This is a genomic window from Klebsiella sp. CN_Kp097, from assembly GCF_040064495.1.
GTDB lineage: Bacteria > Pseudomonadota > Gammaproteobacteria > Enterobacterales > Enterobacteriaceae > Klebsiella > Klebsiella aerogenes.
Genome location: NZ_JBEAIL010000030.1, coordinates 1 through 23,438, shown reverse-complemented (window position 1 = coordinate 23,438; position 23,438 = coordinate 1). Strand labels below are relative to the sequence as shown.

Here is a 23,438-nt window from a genome sequence, read left to right as displayed (position 1 = left end):
CGCCGGGGTAAACAGGATCAGGCGTTTTTCAGCACTTCACTGACAATCTCTACCGCTTCTTTTTCAATCAGCTTGCGATGCTCTTCGCCAAGGAAGCTCTCGCAGTAGATTTTGTAGGCGTCTTCAGTGCCTGACGGACGGGCCGCGAACCAGCCGTTGTCGGTCATCACTTTCAGCCCGCCGATAGAAGCGCCGTTGCCCGGCGCCGCGGTCAGACGCGCGGTGATCGGATCGCCCGCCAGCGTGTCGGCGCTCACCATTTCCGGCGACAGCTTAGACAGCGCCGCTTTCTGCGCGGAAGTGGCCGATGCCTGCAGACGGTTGTAACTCGGGGCGCCAAAGCGTTCCGCCAGCTCGTTGTAGTGCTCCTGCGGGTTCTTACCGGTCACCGCGGTGATTTCCGCCGCCAGCAGGCACATGATGATACCATCTTTATCGGTGGACCACGGCGTGCCATCGAAACGCAGGAATGATGCCCCTGCGCTCTCTTCGCCGCCGAAGCCGAAGCTGCCATCGAACAGACCGTCAACAAACCACTTGAAGCCCACCGGCACTTCCACCAGCTTACGGCCCAGATCGTTAACCACGCGGTCAATCATCGCCGAGGAAACCAGCGTTTTACCAACCGCAACGTCTTTACCCCACTGCGGACGATGCTGGAACAGGTAGTTGATAGCCACCGCCAGATAGTGGTTCGGATTCATCAGGCCAGCCGGGGTCACGATACCGTGACGGTCGTAATCCGGATCGTTGGCGAAGGCCAGATCGAACTTATCGCGCAGCGCCAGCAGACCCGCCATCGCACACTCGGAGGAGCAGTCCATGCGGATCGCGCCATCTTTATCCAGGTGCATAAAGCGGAACGTCTGATCGACCTGATCGTTAACGATGGTCAGATCCAGCTTGTAATGCTCGCCGATGCGTTTCCAGTATTCGATACCCGAACCGCCCAGCGGGTCGACGCCCAGTTTCAGGCCCGCTTTCTGAATAGCCGCCATATCGACGATATCCGCCAGCCCTTCAATAAACGGCTGTACCAGGTCCTGCTCTTTCACGTGGCCGGAAGCCAGCGCGGCGTCGAGAGAAATACGCTTCACGCCCTGCAGACCGGCGGCCAGCAGTTCATTCGCGCGGTTCTCCACCACTTTAGTCACGTTGGTATCGGCCGGGCCGCCGTTTGGCGGGTTGTACTTAATACCGCCATCTTCCGGCGGGTTGTGCGACGGGGTGATAACGATACCATCCGCCAACGGGCCGCCTTTTTTGTTATGCACCAGAATCGCGTTGGAAACCGCCGGCGTCGGGGTGAAACCGTTGTTTTCCTGAACGATCACATCAACACCGTTCGCCGCCAGCACTTCCAGCACGGAAATGAAGGCCGGTTCGGATAAAGCGTGGGTATCCTTACCAACGTAGCATGGGCCGGTGATGCCGTTTTTCGCGCGGTTTTCCGCAATCGCCTGCGCAATCGCCAGAATATGCTGCTCATTGAAATTGTGGCGCCCTGCGCTACCGCGATGGCCGGAGGTGCCAAACTTAACCGCATGCTCCGCATTACCCGCTTCCGGCTTCAGCACATAGTACTGAGCGGTCAGCTGGGCGACGTTAATCAAATCACTCTGTTGTGCCGGCTGACCCGCACGTTTATCGATTGCCATTGCCTGATCCTTCTGGTGCAAAGTTTAATTAACTAGATCGTGCCGCATACCTTTTCAATCAGCTCCGCAGGGAACTGCATTGATTGCATGATGTGTTCGATCATGCTGCATTTACGGCCGGTATTAGTATTGGTGATAACCCACCACGGCGTACCAGGAACCTGTTTCGGTTTGGTCTGATTACCGCTTTTCAGCAGCGTCCGTGAGTCTTCGGCGAAGTATACGCGGGTGCGTCCGTGCAGAGACTCAGTGGCTTCTGAAAATGCCTTGCTGTCTAACGAGTAAAGCGTAGTCAATACCAGCATGAAGCGGTTAACCGCGCGCTTTTGTTCAGCGTATTCGTCAGATAACAGCAGCTCGCGCATGGCGCGGACTTTATCTTTAACCGGGTTGGCCGGCTTCGCTTCGACGACTGGCGCCGCCGCAGGAGCAGCCGCCGGCGCGGCTTTCGCCGCTGGCGCGCCAGATGCAGGCTGAGAAACGGCGGAAAATTTCAGCATGCGCCGTAAAATGTCGGATGCGCTCTCGCCGATATGCAGAGTGTGGCTGGCAATATAGCGGTAGAGCTCATCATCAACTTCGATTGTTTTCATCTTAATCCAGTGCGATTTCTTTGTTTCTGAATACAAGTCGTCGGGATTAACTATCCTTTGTCTTTCACACTACAGCACAAAAGGCATCAGATAGAGGACAAATCCCAACCGCGAATAGCGTCAAACCAGGATGGCGGTAAAACTCAGAATGCTTCCGGGTCTTGCAGCCTAATGGCAGAATGTCCAACATAATACCCTAACCCGACGGAGCGAAAAAAAGAACTTTGCCATGAAATTAAATAGCCGAGCGCAATCTGCACAAAACCCGCACAATAAATCCCCAATCGTCCTGGTACACGGCCTGTTCGGCAGCCTGGACAACCTTGGGATCCTCGCCCGCGATCTGGTCGCCGACTACGATATATTGCAGGTCGATATGCGCAACCACGGCTTATCGCCGCGTTCACCGGAGATGACCTACCGCGCGATGGCGCAGGATCTGCTCGATACCCTCGACGATCATCAGATCGAGAAAGCGACCTTTATCGGCCATTCGATGGGCGGCAAAGCGGTGATGGCGCTGACCGCGCTGGCGCCGGATCGCATCGCCGGGCTGGTGGCGATTGATATTGCGCCGGTGGCTTATCACGTCCGCCGTCATGATGAGATCTTCGCGGCGATTAACGCCGTCAGCGAATCCGCCGCCAGCACCCGCCAGCAGGCGGCGCAGGTAATGCGCGAGTATATAAATGAAGAAGGCGTCATTCAGTTTCTGCTGAAATCCTTTGTCGACGGCGCGTGGCGCTTCAACGTGCCGGCGCTGTGGGATCAATACCCGCATATTGTCGGCTGGGAAACCGTGCCCGCCTGGCCGCACCCGGCGCAATTTATTCCCGGCGGCAACTCCCCTTATGTCACTGATGAATACCGCGACGCGCTGCTGGCGCAGTTCCCGCAGGCCCGGGCCCACGTCATTGCCGGCGCCGGACACTGGGTTCATGCGGAAAAACCCGAGGCGGTTTTACGCGCAATTCGCCGTTATCTGAGCACAATTGAAGCCTGAGTGGCTAAAAAACGCCCGACCGCGCGGCATAATGCCCGCGGTCGTTGGCGCAGCGGTTCGCCTGATGTATTATGGCGCGCTATCTGCGCCGGCTATAGCCCGGCAGCTTGTTTCCCCGAAGTCACTCTGAATCATGGCAAAAGAACAAACGGACCGAACGACATTAGATTTGTTCGCAAATGAGCGTCGCCCGGGTAGACCGAAAACCAATCCGCTTTCGCGCGATGAACAACTGCGCATCAACAAACGCAATCAGCTCAAACGCGATAAGGTTCGCGGCTTGAAGCGCGTTGAGTTGAAGCTCAACGCCGATGCGGTCGACGCGCTTAATGAGCTGGCGGAAGCCCGCAACATGAGCCGCAGCGATCTTATCGAAGAGATGCTGATGCACCAACTGGCCTGCCTGCGTAACCAGGGCGAAGTCTGAAAAACGCAAAAAAATCGCTTTCATGTAGCAGAGTGTGCACCAGGACGTTATTGCTGTTTCCGCGCCCTTCCCTGTTCTGCTATGATTGCCGTTAACTGTAGGCATAATGCCACTACCACATCATTAAGTTTCAAGAGGTTATTTTACTCATGGCAATCATCGGCATCTTTTTTGGCAGCGACACCGGCAACACCGAAAATATTGCAAAAATGATCCAAAAGCAGCTCGGTAAAGACGTTGCTGAAGTTCACGACATTGCCAAGAGCAGCAAAGAAGATCTGGAAAGCCACGATATTCTGCTGCTCGGCATCCCAACCTGGTACTACGGCGAAGCGCAGTGCGACTGGGACGACTTCTTCCCGACGCTGGAAGAGATCGACTTCAACGGTAAGCTGGTAGCCGTCTTTGGCTGCGGCGACCAGGAAGATTACGCAGAATACTTCTGCGATGCGCTGGGCACCATTCGTGACATCATTGAACCGCGCGGCGCAACCATCGTTGGCCACTGGCCGACCGCGGGCTATCACTTCGAAGCGTCTAAAGGCCTGGCGGACGACGATCACTTCGTCGGTCTGGCGATTGATGAAGACCGTCAGCCGGAACTGACCAACGAGCGCGTTGAGAAGTGGGTGAAGCAGATTTCCGAAGAGTTGCATCTGGAAGAAATCAAAAACGCCTAAGAATCAAACAGCGCAGCTATTAAGCTGCGCTGAATTAATAGATAAAAGCAATCAAACTAATAGCTACAAGTTTTTAACTTTTCATCACATATCTGTACAATGTCCTCTGATTCCACGAGGTCACGTGACACAGTTTGTAGCTGGTAATTCGTTTTTGACAGCTTACAAGGCGCGATGCTTGCAGTTTTCATTTCAGAGTAGCAGCTCTATAATGAGACGCATTACATCGGGTGATTCTCTGTATTGCTTCCCTTTAAAGGAAGCCGATCTTTAGCAACAGGACAGATTCCGCATGACTGACAACAATATCGCATTAAAGAAGGCTGGCCTGAAAGTCACACTTCCCCGACTGAAAATTCTGGAAGTGTTGCAGGAACCGGATAACCATCACGTCAGTGCGGAAGATTTATACAAACGCCTGATCGATATGGGTGAAGAGATTGGTCTGGCTACCGTTTACCGCGTGCTGAACCAGTTCGACGATGCAGGCATCGTGACTCGCCACAACTTCGAAGGCGGTAAATCCGTATTCGAGCTGACTCAGCAGCACCACCACGATCACCTGATTTGCCTCGATTGCGGCAAAGTGATCGAGTTCAGCGATGATTCTATCGAATCCCGCCAACGTGAAATTGCTGCGCAACACGGCATCCGCTTAACCAACCACAGCCTGTACCTCTACGGCCACTGTGCGGAAGGCGACTGCCGCGAAGATGAACATGCCCACGATGCGGTGAATAAATAATTTCCCGTCTCGTATGTAATGAAAAGCCAGCCTTCAGGTTGGCTTTTTTTATGGGCGAAATCCGCCTGAATGCGTATTCTGTCAGAGCCTAACGCCTTGTACGGAGAGTCACTATGGAGCTGCGCCAGCTACGCTATTTTGTCCGCATCGTGGAAACAGGCAGTATGGGCCGCGCCGCGCTCGATCTGAATATTGGCGTCTCTGCGCTCAGCCAGCAAATGGCGCGTCTGGAAAATGAACTCGCTATCCGCCTGCTGCAACGGACTTCGCGCGGCGTAATGCCCACCAGCGCCGGCCTCGCCTTTTACTCGCAGGCGCAACTGGCGCTGCGCCATGCTGACGATGCCATTCTCGCCGCGCGTGAAGCACGCCTTTCCGGTCACGTCAGCGTCGGTATGGCACCGAGCACCGCTTCTGTGCTGGGCGTACCTTTTATCAACGCCATGCGCGAAAGCTACGCCGACGTCCGCCTGCACCTGGTGGAAAGCCTCTCCGGCAATCTGGAACGGATGATCAACACTCGCCAGCTCGATTTAGCCATCGTTTTCCAGAAAGAGAAGATCCTGCGCTGGAGCGCCCGACCCATTCTTGAGGAACGTCTGTTCCTGATTGGCGCCCATGACGTGCTGGCGCCGCTGCCCGGCGATAGCATCTCTCCGGACCAGCTTGCCGCCATCCCGCTGATTATGCCAAGCCAGGGACATGGCCTGCGCGGCAGGCTGGACGCTATTTGCCAGGAGCACGCCATCAACGTTGACGTGGTGGCTGAAATCGATGGCCTGGCCCTGCTGATGCGCGCCGTCCGTGACGGGCTCGGCGCCACGCTGCAGCCGGGCGCGGCGATTTCTCATCTCGACAGCGAGGCGCTAAGAGTGATCGGCGTCGATAATCCGGTACTAAGCCGACCGAATTTTCTGGTCAGTCTTTCCGATGACGAACTCACCCCGGCAGGCCTTGCGGCACGGGTAATGCTGGCAAAAGTCATGCGCCAGCTAGTTGAATCCGGCAACTGGCCGGGCGCCAGTCTTTACACTTCCTAAACCCCTCTTTAGCTTTACGCCATAGCGCCTGTCGTCCCTGCGTCTTACATTTCCATTACAAATTTAACAATTAGTCAAAGCGTAATGGAGCCGATAATGGTGGATGTACTGGTGATTGGCGGCGGCAACGCCGCGTTATGCGCCGCCTTAACCGCCCGGGAAGCAGGCGCATCCGTACTGCTGCTGGAAGCCGCGCCGCGGGAATGGCGGGGCGGTAACTCTCAGCACACGCGTAACCTGCGTTGTATGCACGATGCGCCGCAGGATGTCTTAGTAGACAGCTACCCGGAAGAAGAATACTGGCAGGATCTGCTGCGCGTCACCGGGGGCAACACCAACGAAGCGCTGGCTCGCCTGGTGATCCGCACTTCGTCGCAATGTCGGGACTGGATGCGCCGTCATGGCGTTAACTTTCAACCGCCCTTATCCGGCGCCCTGCATGTCGCCCGCACCAACGCCTTTTTTATGGGCGGCGGTAAAGCCCTGATCAATGCCTATTACCGCAGCGCCGAGCAGATGGGCGTGCAGATCCGCTATAACACGCCGGTGCAGGCGCTTGAATTACGTGATGGCGAATTCGTCGCCGCGCTGGCAGGCGCCGAGCGGATCGCCGCGAAAACCTGCGTGCTCGCCGCCGGCGGTTTTGAATCTAACCGCGAGTGGCTGCGCGAAGCCTGGGGGCAAAATGAGCGCGGCGAGTGGCCTGCCGACAACTTTCTCATCCGCGGCACCCGTTTTAACCAGGGGGTGCTGCTCAAATTTATGATCGACGCCGGAGCCGATATCATCGGCGATCCTTCACAGTCGCACTGCGTCGCCATTGACGCCCGGGCGCCACTCTATGACGGCGGCATCTGTACCCGCGTCGACTGCGTGTCGCTGGGGGTGGTGGTGAACCGCGATGCCGAGCGCTTTTATGATGAAGGGGAGGATTTCTGGCCCAAACGTTACGCCATCTGGGGCCGTCTGGTCGCCCACCAGCCGGGGCAAATCGGCTATTCGATCATCGACAGTAAAGCCGTTGGACAGTTTATGCCGCCCGTTTTTCCGGGCGCCCAGGCCAATACCATCGCGGAACTGGCCCGCCAATTGGGGCTGGATGGCGAACGTTTGTCGCAGACCATCGCCAGCTACAATGCCGCCTGTACGCCAGGCCAGTTCGACCATACCCGTCTTGATAACTGCGCTACCTCCGGCCTGACGCCGCCAAAAACCCACTGGGCGCGGCCTATCGATACGCCGCCTTATTATGGTTATGCCCTGCGTCCAGGGATCACCTTCACCTACCTCGGGCTGTACGTCAATCAACACGCCGCCGTTCACTTTGCCGGTAAGCCGAGCCGCAACCTGTTTGTCGCCGGCGAAATGATGGCTGGCAACGTACTGGGCAAAGGCTATACCGCCGGCGTAGGCATGTCGATCGGGACCACATTCGGCCGCATTGCCGGTCAGCAAGCCGCCCTGGCGGCGCAGCAGGAGAAACATCATGAAGTCGCTTGAAAAGCTGATCATCGAGGCGCAAATCATCACCGAGCCGGAGGCGGAAGTCGAACGGGTGATGCAGGTCTGTAACGCCTGCCGCTATTGCGAAGGGTTTTGCGCCGTGTTCCCTGCCATGACCCAGCGTCTGGCATTCGGCAAGGCGGATATTAACTATCTGGCGAACCTGTGCCACAACTGCGGCGCCTGTCTGCACGCCTGTCAGTATGCCCCGCCGCACGAGTTTGCGATTAATGTTCCCAAAGCAATGGCGGAAGTGCGGCTGGAAACCTATCAACATTACGCCCGGCCCGCCGCTTTCGGCAGTTTATATCGCCGTGCGGGGATCGCCACGGTGCTGGCGCTGGTCGCGGGTCTTGTTCTGTTTCTGCTGCTGGCGATGGGGCTTAAAGGTTCGCTGCTGCACCCGCCGCTGGCCGGTGATTTCTACCAGATTTTCCCGCATAACCTGCTGGCGTGGATGTTCGGTTCGGTTTTCATTGTGGCCATTGGTTTATTGATGAGCGGGGTGATTCGTTTCTGGCGCGAGATCTCGCCTGGCCAACCGCAAGCTGGTGATATCGCCAGGGCCTCGCATGATGCGCTGACGTTGAAATATCTCGACGGTGGCCACGGTAAAGGCTGTAACGAGGCCAATGATGCCTTCACGCTGATGCGCCGCCGTTTTCACCACTTCACCTTTTACGGCTTTATGCTCTGTTTCGCCGCCACGGTTGTGGCTACGGGCTATCACTATTTCGCCGGCTGGGAAGCCCCCTACCCGTTCTTCAGCGTACCGGTGATGCTGGGCACGCTCGGCGGCATCGGACTACTGGTAGGCCCTGCGGGTTTGCTATGGCTGAACCTGCGCCGCTCGCCGCTGCACGGCGACGCGCGGCAAAAACCGATGGATCGCGCTTTTATCCTACTGTTGCTGCTGACCAGTTTTACCGGGCTCGCGCTACTGGCGGGCCGGGACACCTCGTGGATGGGCATTCTGCTTGCTATCCATCTCGGGGTGGTGATGGCGCTGTTTTTAACGCTGCCTTACGGAAAATTTGCCCACGGATTTTATCGCTGTGCGGCGCTACTCAAGTGGGCGATTGAGAAACGCCGCGGAAAACAGGCGGCAGTCGCAGGTGACTAACCCGCCCCTCTTACCTCTATAAAAACAAGATAAAGACAATGGAGAGCACACCCTATGACCCAACCAACCTCGCGCGCCGGTACCTTCGGCGCAATTCTCCGCGTAACCAGCGGTAATTTTCTCGAGCAATTCGACTTCTTTCTGTTTGGTTTCTACGCCACCTATATCGCCAGGACCTTCTTTCCGGCAGAGAGTGAGTTCGCGGCGTTGATGCTCACCTTTGCCGTATTTGGTTCCGGTTTCCTGATGCGCCCCATCGGCGCGGTGGTATTAGGAGCTTATATCGACAGGATCGGTCGCCGCAAAGGGCTGATGGTCACCCTGGCGATTATGGGCTGCGGCACGTTACTGATTGCGCTGGTGCCGGGCTACCAAACCATCGGCGTGCTGGCGCCGGTGCTGGTATTAATTGGCCGTTTGTTGCAAGGATTCTCGGCCGGGGTCGAGCTCGGCGGCGTATCGGTCTATCTGTCGGAAATCGCCAAACCGGGGAAAAAGGGGTTCTATACCAGTTGGCAGTCCGCCAGCCAACAGGTCGCCATCGTCATGGCGGCGCTGATTGGCTACGCGCTGAACGAGACGCTGGGTCACGACGAGATTGCAGAATGGGGCTGGCGCATTCCCTTCTTTATCGGCTGCCTGATTATCCCGCTGATTTTCGTGCTCCGGCGTTCGCTGCAGGAGACCGAAGCGTTTCTGCAGCGTAAGCATCGTCCCGATACCAAAGAGATACTGACCACTATTGTTAAAAACTGGCGCATCATCAGCGCGGGCACCTTACTGGTGGCGATGACCACCACCACCTTTTATTTTATTACCGTCTATACCCCAACTTACGGCAGAGCGGTACTGCATCTGAGCGCACGCGACAGCTTGCTGGTCACGATGCTGGTCGGTATCTCTAACTTTATCTGGTTGCCGATTGGCGGGGCGCTGTCAGACAAAATAGGCCGCCGTCCGGTGCTGATGGGAATTACCGTCCTGGCGCTGCTGACCACCTGGCCGGTGATGCAATGGCTCACCGCCGCGCCGGATTTCACCCGCATGACGCTGGTGCTGCTGTGGTTCTCGTTCTTCTTTGGTATGTATAACGGCGCAATGGTGGCGGCGCTAACGGAAGTGATGCCGGTCTACGTTCGCACCGTGGGCTTTTCGCTGGCGTTTAGCCTCGCCACCGCTATCTTCGGTGGGCTGACGCCGGCTATCTCTACCGCACTGGTCGAAATCACCGGCGATAAGAGCGCGCCAGGCTGGTGGCTGATGTGCGCGGCGCTATGCGGATTCGCCGCCACCGCCATGCTGTTCATGCGTCTGAGCCGCGGCTATCAGCCAGCGGAAATACCGCGTTAAAATAGCGACGGGCGGAGTGTGCGCTCCGCCCGTTTACGCTTAACTGTCTGCTTTACTTAGTGGTGTTATTACTGCGAATCTCCTGCCAGATTTTATCGCAGCGCGCTTTGACCGCCTGGTCATTACCGGTGCGCGTCGCCTGAATACAGGCCTGATAATCCAGCACTCTGACGCTCTCCTGCGTCGCAAACTGCTGATGCGGTTTCTCTTCCTTCAGGACGTTGAGTACGCTCTGACAGGCTTCAATCTTGTCCGGATTACCTTCTGCCGTGTTGATACAGGCGCTATAGGCATCTTTCAATTTGGAATCTTCTTTCGGCGCTGGCGATGGCGCGCAGGCAACCAGACCCGATGCCATGATGGCGATGAGCAGCAACTTTTTCATAGTTATTCTCCCAGAGGGGCGGCAGGCTCACGCCCGCCGCGCAGGCATCAGAAAATGGTGAACGGCGCGATAACCATAAACTTCACGTCACGCTCATCCTGGAAGATGTTGCCGTAACCACCGCTCCAGCTTGGGATGTCGGAGTGGTTGTCGTATTGCGTGAAGTGCAGTTTGAACATCGTTCCTTTCGCCCGGCCTTCCTGCAGGGTGTAGATAGCATCCAGACTGTAGGCGGACTCTTTCAGACGATAGTTAGGATCGTAGTAAGCATCCGGGGATGCCATTCTGCCAGGCTTCGCATCCCAGGCGTAAACATAGGAAGCGCCAAACGCCCAGCCCGGCATATCCCAGTTCTTCATGTCATACATCGCGCCGAAGAATACTGCTTTCTCGCCGTTGGCGTTAAAGTCGGAGCGGTTATCCCACCAGATATCGAGACGACCATTAGAGGAGGCATAGGTTGGCGTCATACGCTGCAGGAAGTAGCCCTGCTGACCATCGGCTTTAACCCAGGTCCCTTCCAGACGCAGATCCAGCACATCGGCCGCTTTATAGCCAAAGGTGATCGCCTGCAGCCACGCGGTGCCGTCGTAGATGTCGTTGACGCCGCCGTTGCTGACTTTATCGCGGGTACCATAGAACTGATAGCTGGCGCTTAACGGCGAACCGGCAATATCAAATTTGTAGCTGGCCTTCGCAAAGTATTGATCGATATAACCTTCAGCCTGGCCAAAAGCGGCTTCCAGCACTAGATCGTTTTTAAAATCGTATTTCGCGCCAAGAGAGTGCAGATAGTCGACCTTGGTTTTCTTATCGTTCTGGTAGAAATCATCCATCTCGATATGCCACGGCGCTTTATATTCGTTGGTCCACATGTAGGAGAAACTCAGCGCGCCGTTATCGCCATAGTCGAAGTTGGCTCCGGCTTCCGCCCCCTGATAGGTACCCGGCATAAAGCTCCAGTGCGGCGCCAGCAGCGTTTGCCCGGTCGGCTGGATATAACCCGCGCGCGCCCACGCCGGGCCGAATTTAAATTTAGCCGCTGCTTTATACAGGCTAATCCCGCTCTTATCGCCGGAATAATCTTCACTGTAGGCACGGTTACTGGAGGAGAAGGCAATTTCGTTCGGGTGGCCGCTATCGCCGTTTTCCGCCATTTCTATCGCGGTAAAGGCAGCAATATCAATCCCGAACATATCAGCGGCATAGCCGGACTGGAAATCCAGGTTGGCGTTCCAGGTAGAATGGGAAAGGTTGGTTTCATACTTGTCGGTTTCTACGTTTTTACGGTCGCGCTCGCGCTGCCAGTAATAGATACCGCCAGTTAAGGTAGAATCATCGATAAAGCCTGCTGCGCTGGCCTGTGGAGCCACAACCCAACCCGACATCGCGGTGACGGCGGCAATAGCCAGCGCCAGCGTACTACGTTTGCCACTAAACGTACGCATGTGCATATCCTCTTTGACGTTTTAAAATTGCGATTGCCAAAGGCAGCTCGCTAAAAAAAATAAAAAAGTACTAAAAGCGGTGCGGTTAAAAGTCCGCGAAACCACTATGGATAGACTATTTTTCGTGACGCGAATTATCAATCTCTTTCGCAGAGCAAAGCTTAAGATTATGACAAAGCGCACATAATTTATGTCTTTTTGTTACAGACTTACTTCTCAGCTTTTTTAACGATAAGTCATGGTTATATCGAAAAAAAATTGATAGGTGCCGGAAGCTGAAACGGTTAAATGTAAATACACCGGCAGGAAGAGATGGGGAATTATTACGGTGTTTTAATAAGATTAATTCGCATCGAAAAAATATCGATTTTTAATTCACTGATTCTGAAATAAAAAAAACGCCGCAATGTGCGGCGTTTCATGAATACGGTGAGCATTACTCGCCGATTTTAGCCCAGGTGTCACGCAGGCCAACGGTGCGGTTAAAGACCAGATGGCCCTCGGTGGCGTAGCGGCTGTCGAGGCAGAAGTAACCTTCGCGCTCGAACTGGTATGCTTTACCCGCCTGCGCTTTCGACAGGCTCGGCTCCGCGAAACCTTGCTTGATGACCAGAGATTCCGGGTTCATTACCGCCAGGAAGTCATCCGCCGCGCCCGGGTTCGGCACGCTAAACAGACGGTCATAGAGGCGAATTTCAACCGGCAGCGCGTGCGCCGCGCTCACCCAGTGGATAACGCCTTTGACCTTGCGGCCATCGGCCGGGTCTTTACTCAGGGTGTCGGCATCGTAAGTACAGAAGATGGTAGTGATGTTACCCTCTGCATCTTTCTCAACGCGTTCCGCTTTAATCACGTAGGCGTTGCGCAGACGCACCTCTTTACCCAGCACCAGACGCTTGTACTGTTTGTTAGCTTCTTCGCGGAAGTCCGCGCGATCGATCCAGATCTCAGCGCTGAATGGTACTTCGCGGCTGCCCATCTCCGGCTTGTTCGGATGGTTCGGCATCGCCACCATTTCGCTTGCGCCCTGCGGATAGTTTTCGATAACCAGTTTAACCGGATCGATCACCGCCATCGCGCGCGGCGCGTTTTCATTCAGATCTTCACGAATGCACGACTCCAGCGACGCCATCTCAATGGTGTTGTCCTGCTTGGTCACGCCGATGCGTTTGCAGAACTCGCGGATGGATTCAGCGGTATAGCCGCGACGGCGCAGCCCGGAAATAGTCGGCATACGCGGGTCATCCCAGCCTTCCACATGCTTTTCGGTCACCAGCTGATTCAGCTTACGCTTGGACATCACGGTGTATTCGAGATTCAGGCGCGAGAATTCATACTGACGCGGATGCACCGGAATACTGATGTTGTCGAGCACCCAGTCGTACAGACGACGGTTGTCCTGGAACTCCAGGGTACACAGCGAGTGGGTGATACCTTCCAGCGCATCGCTGATGCAGTGGGTGAAGTCGTACATCGGGTAGATGCACCATTTGTTGCCGGTCTGATGGTGTTCGGCAAATTTAATGCGATACAGCACCGGATCGCGCATCACGATGAATGGCGACGCCATGTCGATCTTCGCGCGCAGGCAAGCCTTACCCTCTTCAAAACCGCCGGTACGCATTTTTTCGAACAGCGCGAGGTTCTCTTCCACGCTGCGATCGCGGTATGGGCTGTTTTTACCCGGTTCTTTCAGGGTACCGCGGTATTCGCGGATCTCGTCGGCGGACAGTTCGTCAACGTAGGCCAAACCTTTGTTGATCAGTTCAACCGCATACTGATGCAGCTGATCGAAGTAATCAGAGGAGTAGCAGACATCGCCGGACCAGTGGAAACCTAACCACTGCACGTCGTTTTTAATCGACTCCACGTATTCGATATCTTCTTTCACCGGGTTGGTGTCATCGAAACGCAGATTACATTGACCTTGATAATCCTGAGCGATGCCGAAGTTCAGGCAAATGGATTTTGCATGGCCAATGTGCAGGTAACCGTTCGGTTCCGGCGGGAAGCGGGTATGAACGGTGGTGTGCTTACCGGTAGCCAGATCTTCATCGATGATCTGACGGATAAAGTTAGTCGGGCGGGCTTCTGCCTCACTCATCACGGGTTCCTCAAAGCGTAAACAACGTATAACGGCACATGATCTTACAAGCAGGGCGCAGAGACAACTATTAGTTACGCAAAATACGTATCTGTTGTTGGATATGGGGGTATTTGCTGCAAAAAAAAGCGGCGCAGGTTTCGCTGCGCCGCTGAGGCAAAACTCTACTCAGGAGCCTTACTTGCCTTTAATCTCGAACAACGGCGTTTGGCCGGCGACAACGTTACCCGTTGCCTGAATCACCAGCGCGCTGTAATCATCGCTGTTGCTGCAGACGACCGGACTGATCATCGAGCGGGCGTTGGCGTTAAGGAACGCCAGATCCATTTCCAGGATCGGCTCGCCGGCTTTCACCTGTGCGCCCTCTTCAACCAGACGTTTAAAGCCTTTGCCTTCCAGCGCGACGGTATCAATGCCCATATGGACGACGATTTCCGCGCCGTTATCGGTTTCCAGGCAGAATGCGTGGTTGGTGTTGAAGATTTTCACCACCGTACCGGCCGCCGGCGCGACAACGATGTTATCGGTCGGTTTCACCGCGATACCGTCACCAACGGCTTTGCTGGCGAAGGCTTCATCCGGTACCTGCTCAAGCGCCACCACTTCACCGGTGATCGGGGAAACCAGCGCTTCGACGGTTTTGGCGTTCGCGACCGCCTGCGGTTTGGCCGCAGGCGCGGCGGCTGGCGCGCTGTCAGTCGAAGCAGCTGCAGCAGCAACCGGACCACGGGCAACCACTTTCTTCATGGCGTCGCCAACGGATTCCGCTTTCGCGCCAACAATGACCTGGATGGTCTGTTTGTTCAGTTTCACCACCCCGGAGGCGCCGAGACGTTTACAGGCGGCATCGTTGACTTTCGCCGAGTCGCCGACGGTCAGACGCAGACGGGTGATACAAGCATCAATGGCTTTCAGGTTATCGGTACCGCCTACGGCTGCGATGTAGTTGGTCGCCAGCTGAGTCAGACCTTCTTCGGTGTTGCTGTTAGCTTCTTCAGTCACGACGTCGTCGGTTTTATCTTCACGACCCGGCGTTTTCAGGTTGAACATGCGGATAACCGCGCTGAACAACAGGAAGTAAACGAAGAAGAACACCACGCCCATCACCAGCAGCATCCAGACGTTTTTGCTGGCTGCCGGCAGGCTGTACATCAACACGTAGTCGATAGCGCCCGCGGAGAAGGAGAAGCCCGCGTGGATACCCAGCGCCGTTGCGATGAACAGGCTGATACCGGTCAGGATAGCGTGCAGGAGGTACAACAGCGGAGCCAGGAACATGAACAGGAATTCCAGCGGCTCGGTCACACCGGTCAGGAACGCGGTGATGGCCACGGACAGCAGCATACCGCCGACCATCGGACGACGCTCTTTCGGCGCAGCCATGTACATTGCCAGCGCAGCGCCCGGCAGACCGAACATCATGATCGGGAAGAAGCCGGACATGAACATCCCCGCGGTGCCGTCACCGGCATAGAAGCGGTTGATGTCGCCGTGGAAGACCGCACCCGCGGCGTTGGTGAACTCGCCAATCTGGAACCAGGCGATGGTGTTCAGCACCTGATGTAGACCGGTTGGTATCAGCAGACGGTTAATGAAACCGAAGATACCGGAACCCAGCGCGCCCGCAGACACGATCCATTCACCGCCCGCATGAATAGCGTGCTGCACCGGCGGCCAGACATAGCCGAAGATGGCAGCCAGCACCAGACAGAAGAAGCCGGTAGCGATCGGTACGAAGCGTTTGCCGCCGAAGAAGCTCAGGAAGTCTGGCAGTTTAATGCCGGCCCAGCGGTTATAAACAGCACCCGCGACCAGACCGGTAATGATACCCGCCAGTACACCCATGTTAATTTCCGGGTTGATGGTGACCATCGCTTTGGTCATCACGAAATAACCTACCGCGCCGGCCAGCGCCGCAGAACCCGCGTTATCTTTGGACCAGCTTGATGCCACGCCGATGGCGAAGATCAACGCTAAGTTGTCAAAGATTGCCCCACCCGCTTGCGCGATGAAGGGTACGTTCAGCAGATCCGGTTGCCCGAATCGCAGCAGCAATGCCGCGACCGGCAGCACTGCGATAGGGAGCTGTAATGCCCTACCCAGCCGCTGAAAGAAACCTAAAATATTCATCTTATTCCCCCTATGAGACCCCGATGAGGCTCATTTCAAAGCCACTTTTTTATTGTGTAACAAGGTCGGATTTATCACTTACCGGCAAAGTGTGTGAAAAATTAATTCGTATCGCAAATTAAACGGGTATTTTTTGTGACTATAATCACCAAATATCGTATTCACCCCTCCCTTTGACTGGCTAACATCGAAAACTTATTTTATCATTCAAAAAATCAACACGGATTGACCCCGGTCGGCGCAGTTGCTGCAATACTCTTCATAGTATGCTGGCGCCAATCCGCCAGGTTCTAATTTAACTATAGAGGTGAAGAATGAGACTGATCCCCCTGGTAACAGCTGAACAAGTAGGTAAATGGGCTGCCCGTCATATCGTTAACCGCATTAACGCGTTCAAACCGACCGCGGACCGTCCGTTCGTACTGGGTCTGCCTACCGGTGGTACGCCTCTTACCGCTTACAAAGCGCTGGTTGAAATGCATAAAGCAGGCCAGGTTAGCTTCAAGCACGTTGTTACCTTCAACATGGATGAGTATGTCGGCCTGCCGAAAGAGCATCCGGAAAGCTATCATAGCTTCATGCACCGCAATTTCTTTGACCATGTTGATATTCCAGCTGAAAATATCAACCTGCTGAATGGTAATGCGCCGGATATCGATGCAGAATGCCGTCGTTATGAAGAAAAAATCCGCTCCTACGGTAAAATCCACCTGTTTATGGGCGGCGTAGGTAACGATGGTCATATCGCGTTTAACGAACCGGCCTCTTCTCTGGCGTCCCGTACCCGTATCAAAACCCTGACCCATGACACCCGCGTGGCCAACTCCCGCTTCTTCGATGGCGATGTGGATCTGGTGCCGAAATATGCGCTGACCGTGGGCGTGGGTACCCTGCTGGATGCAGAAGAAGTGATGATCCTGGTGCTGGGCCATCAGAAAGCGCTGGCGCTGCAGGCGGCGGTCGAAGGTAACGTCAACCACATGTGGACCATCACCTGTCTGCAGCTGCATCCGAAAGCGGTTGTGGTCTGCGACGAGCCGTCCACGATGGAACTGAAAGTGAAGACCCTGAAATATTTCAACGAATTAGAAGCTGAAAATATTAAAGGTCTGTAATGTAGTCCGTCCCGCGCCCTGGCGTGGGACCATCTTTTTCTTTGTATGCAACGCCAGAACAATGCGAGTTGCGCTGGTGGGGCGTATATACCGGGGGTCGTAATGTATGCATTAACCCAGGGCCGGGTTTACACCGGTCATGAAATTCTCGATGACCATGCGGTCGTTATCGCCAATGGCCGTATCGAACGTCTCTGTCCGCTGGCTGATTTGCCGTCTGAAATTGAGCAACGCTCGGTCAACGGCGCGATTATTGCCCCCGGTTTCATCGACGTCCAGCTGAACGGCTGCGGCGGCGTGCAATTCAACGATAGTCCGGATGCGGTCACCGTCGAAACGCTGGAAATTATGCAGAAAGCGAATGAGCGTTCCGGCTGCACCAACTTCCTGCCGACGCTGATTACTTCCAGCGATGATCTGATGAAGCAAGGCATCCGCGTCATGCGCGAATACCTGCAAAAACACCCCAACCAGGCGCTGGGTCTGCATCTGGAAGGGCCGTGGCTGAATATCGTCAAGAAAGGCACCCATAACCCGGACTACGTGCGTAAACCGGACGCCGCGCTGGTCGACTTCCTGTGCGACAACGCCGACGTTATCACCAAAGTGACGCTGGCCCCTGAGCGCGTCGAGCCGGAAGTGATCCGTAAACTGGTCGCCGCCGGCATCGTGGTTTCGGCAGGTCACTCTAACGCTACGCTGAAAGAAGCGAAAATCGGTTTCCGCGCCGGTATCACTTTTGCGACGCACCTTTATAATGCCATGCCATACATTACCGGCCGTGAACCAGGTCTGGCCGGCGCCATTTTCGACGAGCCGGATGTCTACTGCGGTATCATCGTTGACGGCATGCACGTCGATTATGCCAACGTGCGTAACGCTAAACGCCTGAAAGGCGATAAACTGTGCCTGGTGACTGACGCCACCGCGCCGGCAGGGGCTAATATTGACCAGTTCATTTTTGCTGGTAAAACAATATACTACCGTAATGGTCTGTGCGTGGATGAAAACGGCACTCTCAGCGGTTCTTCGCTGACCATGATTGAAGGGGTACGTAACCTCGTTGAACATTGCGGCGTAGCGCTGGACGAAGTGCTGCGTATGGCGACGCTCTACCCAGCGCGCGCGATTGGCGTGGACAAGCAGCTCGGCAGCATTGCGCCGGGTATGGTCGCTAACCTGACCGCTTTCAGCCGCGATTATAAAATCATCAAGACCATCGTTAATGGTAACGAGGTCGTCACTGAGTAAGTAAAAGTATGACAGCAGGCGGACAAGCTCAAATTGGTAACGTCGATCTGGTAAAACAGCTGAACAGCGCGGCCGTCTATCGGCTGATTGACCAACATGGTCCCATCTCGCGCATTCAGATAGCGGAACAAAGTCAGCTTGCCCCTGCCAGCGTAACCAAAATTACGCGTCAGCTTATTGAGCGCGGCCTGATCAAAGAAGTCGATCAGCAGGCCTCCACCGGGGGGCGCCGCGCCATCTCTATCATTGCGGAAACCCGCAATTTCAACGCTATCGGCGTGCGGCTTGGCCGCTATGACGCCACCCTGACCCTCTATGATTTAAGCAGTAAGACGCTGGAAGAAGAGCACTTCCCGCTGCCGGAGCGTACCCAGGAAACGCTTGAGCACGCGCTGCTGAATATCATCGCCACCTTTATTGAAAATTGTCAGCGCAAAATCCGCGAGCTCATCGCCATTTCGGTCATTCTGCCGGGGCTGGTCGATCCGGAAAGCGGCGTTATCCGCTATATGCCGCACATTCAGGTAGAGAACTGGGGGCTGGTCGAAGCGCTGGAAAAACGCTTTAACGTCACCTGTTTTGTCGGCCACGACATCCGCAGCCTGGCGTTGGCCGAGCACTATTTTGGCGCAAGCCAGGATTGCGAGGACTCTATTCTGGTGCGCGTACACCGCGGTACCGGCGCGGGCATTATTTCCAACGGGCGCATTTTTATCGGCCGTAACGGTAACGTCGGCGAAATTGGCCATATCCAGGTTGACCCATTAGGCGAACGCTGTCACTGCGGCAACTTCGGCTGTCTGGAAACCGTCGCCGCGAACGCCGCTATTGAGCACCGCGTCCGCCATCTGCTTGAGCAGGGCTATCAAAGCCGCATCACGCTTGATGACTGCAATATCAAAACTATCTGCAAAGCGGCAAATAAAGGCGATGCGCTGGCCTGTGAAGTGGTCGAATACGTTGGCCGTCATCTGGGCAAAACCATCGCCATCGCCATCAACCTGTTTAATCCACAAAAAGTGGTGATTGCCGGTGAAATCGTCGAGGCGGAAAAGGTGCTGCTGCCGGCCATCGAAAGCTGTATCAACGGCCAGGCGTTGAAAGCGTTTCGCCACAATCTGCCGGTGGTACGCTCGACGCTCGATCACCGCTCCGCCATCGGCGCCTTTGCGCTGGTCAAACGCGCGATGCTCAATGGCATCCTGCTACAGCATTTGCTGGAAAGTTAATCCAGCTTTATAGTTTCGCCTTTCGTTAATGATGTTGGACTGTCCATGACCATTCAAAACGTAATTTGTGATATCGACGGCGTGCTGATGCACGATAACGTGGCTGTTCCCGGCGCCGCTGAATTTATCAAACGCATCCTGGAAAAAGGCATGCCGCTGGTGATGCTGACCAACTATCCTTCGCAAACCGGGCAGGACCTGGCCAACCGCTTCGCCACCGCCGGTATCGAAGTGCCGGATACCGCGTTCTACACCTCCGCCATGGCCACCGCCGATTTCCTGCGTCGCCAGGAAGGTAAAAAAGCCTATGTGGTTGGCGAAGGCGCGCTCATCCACGAACTGTATAAGGCCGGCTTCACCATCACCGACGTTAACCCTGATTTCGTCATCGTTGGCGAGACCCGCTCCTTTAACTGGGAAATGATGCATAAAGCGGCTTTCTTTGTCGCCAACGGCGCGCGTTTCATCGCCACCAACCCGGATACTCACGGCCGTGGCTACTACCCTGCTTGTGGTGCACTCTGTGCGGGAATCGAAAAAATCTCCGGCCGTAAACCGTTTTATGTCGGTAAGCCGAGCCCGTGGATTATCCGTTCCGCGCTCAACAAAATGCAGGCCCACTCCGAGCAAACGGTGATCGTCGGCGATAACCTGCGTACCGATATCCTCGCCGGCTTCCAGGCGGGCCTTGAGACCATTCTGGTGCTCTCCGGAGTCTCCACGCTGGACGATATCGACAGCATGCCGTTCCGCCCGTCGTGGATTTATCCGTCGGTCGCCGAAATCGACGTTTTTTGAGCCGAAACCACGTCCCTGGACGTGGTTTTTTATTTTTGGTGCCGCCAAAAATAGATTCATCTAATGAAAATGGCTTATCGCTAAATAATCATCAATAAAGCCGAGATAAACATACTCATTTTTCAACATCCGGCAATCAGCATTGCACTTTTTACTTTTCTGCCGGTAAATCTCTTGCGCCCCACTCTCCTTTACGGCATTTTCTTTAACACGCACTAAGACCTTGCAAGAGACGAGGTCTGCATAACATCACTACACGACAGGGTAACGGAGAAGGCTATGTGTTCTATTTTTGGCGTACTGGATATTAAAACTGACGCAGGCGAACTGCGTAAAAAGGCACTGGAACTTTCCCGCCTGATGCGCCACCGCGGACCGGACTGGTCCGGCGTTTATGCCAGCGATAAAGCGATTCTCGCCCACGAACGTCTGTCGATCGTCGACGTCAACGCCGGCGCCCAGCCGCTCTATAACCAACAAAAAACCCATGCGCTGGCGGTCAACGGTGAAATCTACAACCACCAGGCGCTGCGCGCCGAATATGGCGATCGCTACCAGTTCCAGACCGGTTCCGACTGTGAAGTGATCCTCGCGCTGTACCAGGAAAAAGGGCCTGAGTTCCTCGATGAACTGCAGGGGATGTTTGCCTTCGCGCTGTATGACAGCGAGAAAGACGCTTATCTGATTGGCCGCGACCATATCGGTATTATTCCGCTGTATATGGGCCACGACGAGCACGGCAACTTCTACGTCGCCTCTGAAATGAAAGCGCTGGTGCCGGTCTGCCGCACGATTAAAGAGTTCCCTGCGGGTAGCTACCTGTGGAGCCAGGATGGCGAAATTCGCCAGTACTATCAGCGCGACTGGTTCGACTACGACGCGGTAAAAGACAACGTCACGGATAAAAACGAACTGCGTCAGGCGCTGGAAGAGTCGGTGAAGAGCCACCTGATGTCCGACGTACCTTACGGCGTGCTGCTCTCCGGCGGCCTGGACTCGTCGGTGATTTCGGCCATTACCAAAAAATACGCCGCCCGCCGCGTTGAAGATCAGGAGCGCAGCGAAGCCTGGTGGCCGCAACTGCATTCATTCGCGGTCGGCCTCGAAGGCTCCCCTGACCTTAAAGCGGCGCAGGAAGTCGCAAACCACCTCGGCACCGTGCATCACGAAATTCACTTTACGGTGCAGGAAGGGTTGGATGCGATCCGCGACGTTATCTATCACATCGAAACGTATGACGTGACTACCATTCGCGCCTCGACGCCGATGTACCTGATGTCGCGTAAAATTAAAGCCATGGGCATTAAAATGGTGCTCTCTGGCGAAGGTTCCGATGAAGTATTCGGCGGGTATCTCTACTTCCACAAAGCGCCGAACGCTAAAGAACTGCATGAAGAAACGGTGCGTAAACTGCAGGCGCTGCACATGTTTGACTGCGCCCGCGCTAACAAAGCGATGTCCGCCTGGGGGGTAGAGGCCCGTGTACCGTTCCTCGATAAGAAATTCCTCGATGTGGCGATGCGCATCAACCCGCAGGATAAAATGTGCGGCAACGGCAAAATGGAAAAACATATTTTGCGCGAATGCTTTGAGTCCTATCTGCCAGCCAGCGTCGCCTGGCGCCAGAAAGAGCAGTTCTCCGACGGCGTGGGCTATAGCTGGATTGATACGCTGAAAGAAGTGGCGGCAAAACAGATTAGCGACCAGCAGCTGGAGACGGCAAGCTTCCGCTTCCCGTACAACACGCCGACCTCTAAAGAAGGTTATCTGTACCGCGAAATCTTCGAAGAGCTGTTCCCGCTGCCCAGCGCGGCGGAATGCGTACCCGGCGGCCCGTCCGTTGCCTGCTCTTCAGCGAAAGCCATCGAGTGGGATGAAGCGTTCAAAACCATGAACGATCCATCAGGACGCGCGGTCGGCGTCCACCAGTCAGCTTATAAATAAGCCATTCTGGCGAACAACGGACCCTACGGGGTCCGTTTTTTTTATGCCAAAATTGGCAAATAAAAACGATAAATAATCAATTCTTGCCGATTATTGCACCATGCTGTTCGCAACCTAACCAAACAGTCACATTACGACGATTTTCCTTGAAAAAGTGGTTGACGCTCGCAGGCCCAATACGCATAATGCGCCCCGCAACGCCGATAAGGTAACGCGAAAAAAAGATGGCTACGTAGCTCAGCTGGTTAGAGCACATCACTCATAATGATGGGGTCACAGGTTCGAATCCCGTCGTAGCCACCATCTTTTTTGCGGGAGTGGCGAAATTGGTAGACGCACCAGATTTAGGTTCTGGCGCCGCAAGGTGTGCGAGTTCAAGTCTCGCCTCCCGCACCATTCACCAAAAAGCGTTGCACGGATGGGGTATCGCCAAGCGGTAAGGCACCGGTTTTTGATACCGGCATTCCCTGGTTCGAATCCAGGTACCCCAGCCATATTTCTTCGATATTTGCGGTTAGCCGCGACGGTATTGGGGTATCGCCAAGCGGTAAGGCACCGGTTTTTGATACCGGCATTCCCTGGTTCGAATCCAGGTACCCCAGCCATCGAAGAAACAGCATGACAATTTGGCTACGTAGCTCAGCTGGTTAGAGCACATCACTCATAATGATGGGGTCACAGGTTCGAATCCCGTCGTAGCCACCATATTCAGGACTATCGGTTAATATCGGTAAATCCGTAAAAATTTGTTGGGGTATCGCCAAGCGGTAAGGCACCGGATTCTGATTCCGGCATTCCGAGGTTCGAATCCTCGTACCCCAGCCAAATTCAAAAGACGTTCCTCTGTGAACGCAGCCTGTTGGGGTATCGCCAAGCGGTAAGGCACCGGATTCTGATTCCGGCATTCCGAGG

Annotated in this window: 19 protein-coding genes, 6 tRNA genes and 1 pseudogene; 20 read left to right on the top strand and 6 right to left on the bottom strand. The window is 55.1% G+C overall.

Annotation, left to right across the window (positions count from 1 at the left end):
* Positions 1 to 17: 17 nt before the first annotated feature.
* Both pgm and seqA read right to left on the bottom strand, forming a co-directional pair.
* Positions 18 to 1,658 carry a phosphoglucomutase (alpha-D-glucose-1,6-bisphosphate-dependent) gene (pgm, locus tag ABLV07_RS22175; RefSeq protein ID WP_015367693.1) on the bottom strand — a complete coding sequence of 547 codons (1,641 nt, stop codon included), beginning with the start codon at positions 1,656 to 1,658 and terminating at the stop codon, positions 18 to 20.
* 32 nt (positions 1,659 to 1,690) lie between these two features.
* A complete protein-coding gene (gene seqA / locus ABLV07_RS22170) occupies positions 1,691 to 2,251 on the bottom strand; it encodes a replication initiation negative regulator SeqA (RefSeq protein WP_015367694.1) in 561 nt (186 codons plus the stop codon).
* 229 nt (positions 2,252 to 2,480) lie between these two features.
* Between seqA and ybfF the strand changes: the two genes are divergently transcribed.
* From ybfF to ABLV07_RS22130, 8 genes are all read left to right on the top strand, one after another.
* Positions 2,481 to 3,254 (top strand): esterase, encoded by a 774-nt coding sequence (ybfF, locus tag ABLV07_RS22165; RefSeq protein WP_015367695.1) that lies wholly within the window; start codon positions 2,481 to 2,483, stop codon positions 3,252 to 3,254.
* Positions 3,255 to 3,387: 133 nt separating this feature from the next.
* A complete protein-coding gene (gene ybfE, locus ABLV07_RS22160; RefSeq protein ID WP_015367696.1) occupies positions 3,388 to 3,681 on the top strand; it encodes a LexA regulated protein in 294 nt (97 codons plus the stop codon).
* A gap of 149 nt (positions 3,682 to 3,830) precedes the next feature.
* Entirely contained in the window at positions 3,831 to 4,361 is a 531-nt protein-coding gene (gene fldA, locus ABLV07_RS22155) for a flavodoxin FldA (protein ID WP_015367697.1), read from the top strand.
* Positions 4,362 to 4,653: 292 nt separating this feature from the next.
* Positions 4,654 to 5,106, top strand: a complete 453-nt coding sequence (fur, locus tag ABLV07_RS22150; RefSeq protein WP_015367698.1) for a ferric iron uptake transcriptional regulator — start codon at positions 4,654 to 4,656, stop codon at positions 5,104 to 5,106.
* Between the two features lie 113 nt (positions 5,107 to 5,219).
* Positions 5,220 to 6,146 carry a tricarballylate utilization LysR family transcriptional regulator TcuR gene (gene tcuR, locus ABLV07_RS22145; protein WP_015704753.1) on the top strand — a complete coding sequence of 309 codons (927 nt, stop codon included), beginning with the start codon at positions 5,220 to 5,222 and terminating at the stop codon, positions 6,144 to 6,146.
* A 96-nt stretch (positions 6,147 to 6,242) separates the two neighbouring features.
* Complete coding sequence (tcuA, locus tag ABLV07_RS22140; RefSeq protein WP_045362012.1) at positions 6,243 to 7,646, top strand: FAD-dependent tricarballylate dehydrogenase TcuA; 1,404 nt, start codon at positions 6,243 to 6,245, stop codon at positions 7,644 to 7,646.
* Positions 7,633 to 8,772 (top strand): tricarballylate utilization 4Fe-4S protein TcuB, encoded by a 1,140-nt coding sequence (gene tcuB / locus ABLV07_RS22135; protein WP_015704751.1) that lies wholly within the window; start codon positions 7,633 to 7,635, stop codon positions 8,770 to 8,772. The genes tcuA and tcuB overlap by 14 nt, the downstream gene beginning before the upstream one ends.
* 54 nt (positions 8,773 to 8,826) lie before the next feature.
* Positions 8,827 to 10,122, top strand: a complete 1,296-nt coding sequence (locus tag ABLV07_RS22130) for an MFS transporter (RefSeq protein WP_015704750.1) — start codon at positions 8,827 to 8,829, stop codon at positions 10,120 to 10,122.
* Between the two features lie 52 nt (positions 10,123 to 10,174).
* Here ABLV07_RS22130 and chiQ read toward each other — a convergent pair whose 3' ends face one another.
* Positions 10,175 to 10,507 carry a ChiQ/YbfN family lipoprotein gene (chiQ, locus tag ABLV07_RS22125; RefSeq protein ID WP_015367703.1) on the bottom strand — a complete coding sequence of 111 codons (333 nt, stop codon included), beginning with the start codon at positions 10,505 to 10,507 and terminating at the stop codon, positions 10,175 to 10,177.
* Positions 10,508 to 10,554: 47 nt separating this feature from the next.
* The gene (gene chiP / locus ABLV07_RS22120) at positions 10,555 to 11,955 is read right to left on the bottom strand and encodes a chitoporin (protein ID WP_015704749.1); all 1,401 of its coding nucleotides are present in this window, start codon (positions 11,953 to 11,955) and stop codon (positions 10,555 to 10,557) included.
* 106 nt (positions 11,956 to 12,061) lie between these two features.
* Between chiP and ABLV07_RS22115 the strand changes: the two are divergent.
* Positions 12,062 to 12,139: pseudogene (locus tag ABLV07_RS22115) on the top strand (methionine synthase); the annotation flags it as partial.
* A 252-nt stretch (positions 12,140 to 12,391) separates the two neighbouring features.
* On the opposite strand, the gene glnS reads toward ABLV07_RS22115, so the two are convergent.
* The gene (gene glnS / locus ABLV07_RS22110; protein WP_015704748.1) at positions 12,392 to 14,059 is read right to left on the bottom strand and encodes a glutamine--tRNA ligase; all 1,668 of its coding nucleotides are present in this window, start codon (positions 14,057 to 14,059) and stop codon (positions 12,392 to 12,394) included.
* Between the two features lie 177 nt (positions 14,060 to 14,236).
* Positions 14,237 to 16,189 carry a PTS N-acetyl glucosamine transporter subunit IIABC gene (nagE, locus tag ABLV07_RS22105; RefSeq protein WP_015704747.1) on the bottom strand — a complete coding sequence of 651 codons (1,953 nt, stop codon included), beginning with the start codon at positions 16,187 to 16,189 and terminating at the stop codon, positions 14,237 to 14,239.
* A gap of 314 nt (positions 16,190 to 16,503) precedes the next feature.
* Between nagE and nagB the strand changes: the two genes are divergently transcribed.
* The 11 genes from nagB (at position 16,504) to ABLV07_RS22050 (ending at position 23,351) form a co-directional block, all read left to right on the top strand.
* Positions 16,504 to 17,304, top strand: coding sequence for a glucosamine-6-phosphate deaminase (gene nagB, locus ABLV07_RS22100; protein ID WP_015367707.1), 801 nt, complete (start codon positions 16,504 to 16,506; stop codon positions 17,302 to 17,304).
* A gap of 102 nt (positions 17,305 to 17,406) precedes the next feature.
* A complete protein-coding gene (gene nagA / locus ABLV07_RS22095) occupies positions 17,407 to 18,555 on the top strand; it encodes an N-acetylglucosamine-6-phosphate deacetylase (protein ID WP_015367708.1) in 1,149 nt (382 codons plus the stop codon).
* A gap of 8 nt (positions 18,556 to 18,563) precedes the next feature.
* On the top strand, positions 18,564 to 19,784 hold the full coding sequence (locus tag ABLV07_RS22090) for an N-acetylglucosamine repressor (protein WP_015367709.1): 1,221 nt from the start codon (positions 18,564 to 18,566) through the stop codon (positions 19,782 to 19,784).
* Positions 19,785 to 19,829: 45 nt separating this feature from the next.
* Positions 19,830 to 20,582 carry an HAD-IIA family hydrolase gene (locus tag ABLV07_RS22085; RefSeq protein ID WP_015367710.1) on the top strand — a complete coding sequence of 251 codons (753 nt, stop codon included), beginning with the start codon at positions 19,830 to 19,832 and terminating at the stop codon, positions 20,580 to 20,582.
* Between the two features lie 279 nt (positions 20,583 to 20,861).
* Positions 20,862 to 22,526, top strand: coding sequence for an asparagine synthase B (asnB, locus tag ABLV07_RS22080; RefSeq protein WP_015367711.1), 1,665 nt, complete (start codon positions 20,862 to 20,864; stop codon positions 22,524 to 22,526).
* 226 nt (positions 22,527 to 22,752) lie between these two features.
* A tRNA-Met gene (locus tag ABLV07_RS22075) sits at positions 22,753 to 22,829 on the top strand.
* A gap of 8 nt (positions 22,830 to 22,837) precedes the next feature.
* A tRNA-Leu gene (locus ABLV07_RS22070) sits at positions 22,838 to 22,922 on the top strand.
* 23 nt (positions 22,923 to 22,945) lie between these two features.
* Positions 22,946 to 23,020, top strand: a tRNA-Gln gene (locus ABLV07_RS22065).
* 36 nt (positions 23,021 to 23,056) lie between these two features.
* Positions 23,057 to 23,131 (top strand) — tRNA-Gln (locus ABLV07_RS22060).
* A 23-nt stretch (positions 23,132 to 23,154) separates the two neighbouring features.
* Positions 23,155 to 23,231 (top strand) — tRNA-Met (locus tag ABLV07_RS22055).
* 45 nt (positions 23,232 to 23,276) lie between these two features.
* Positions 23,277 to 23,351, top strand: a tRNA-Gln gene (locus ABLV07_RS22050).
* The last annotated feature ends 87 nt before the right edge of the window (positions 23,352 to 23,438 follow it).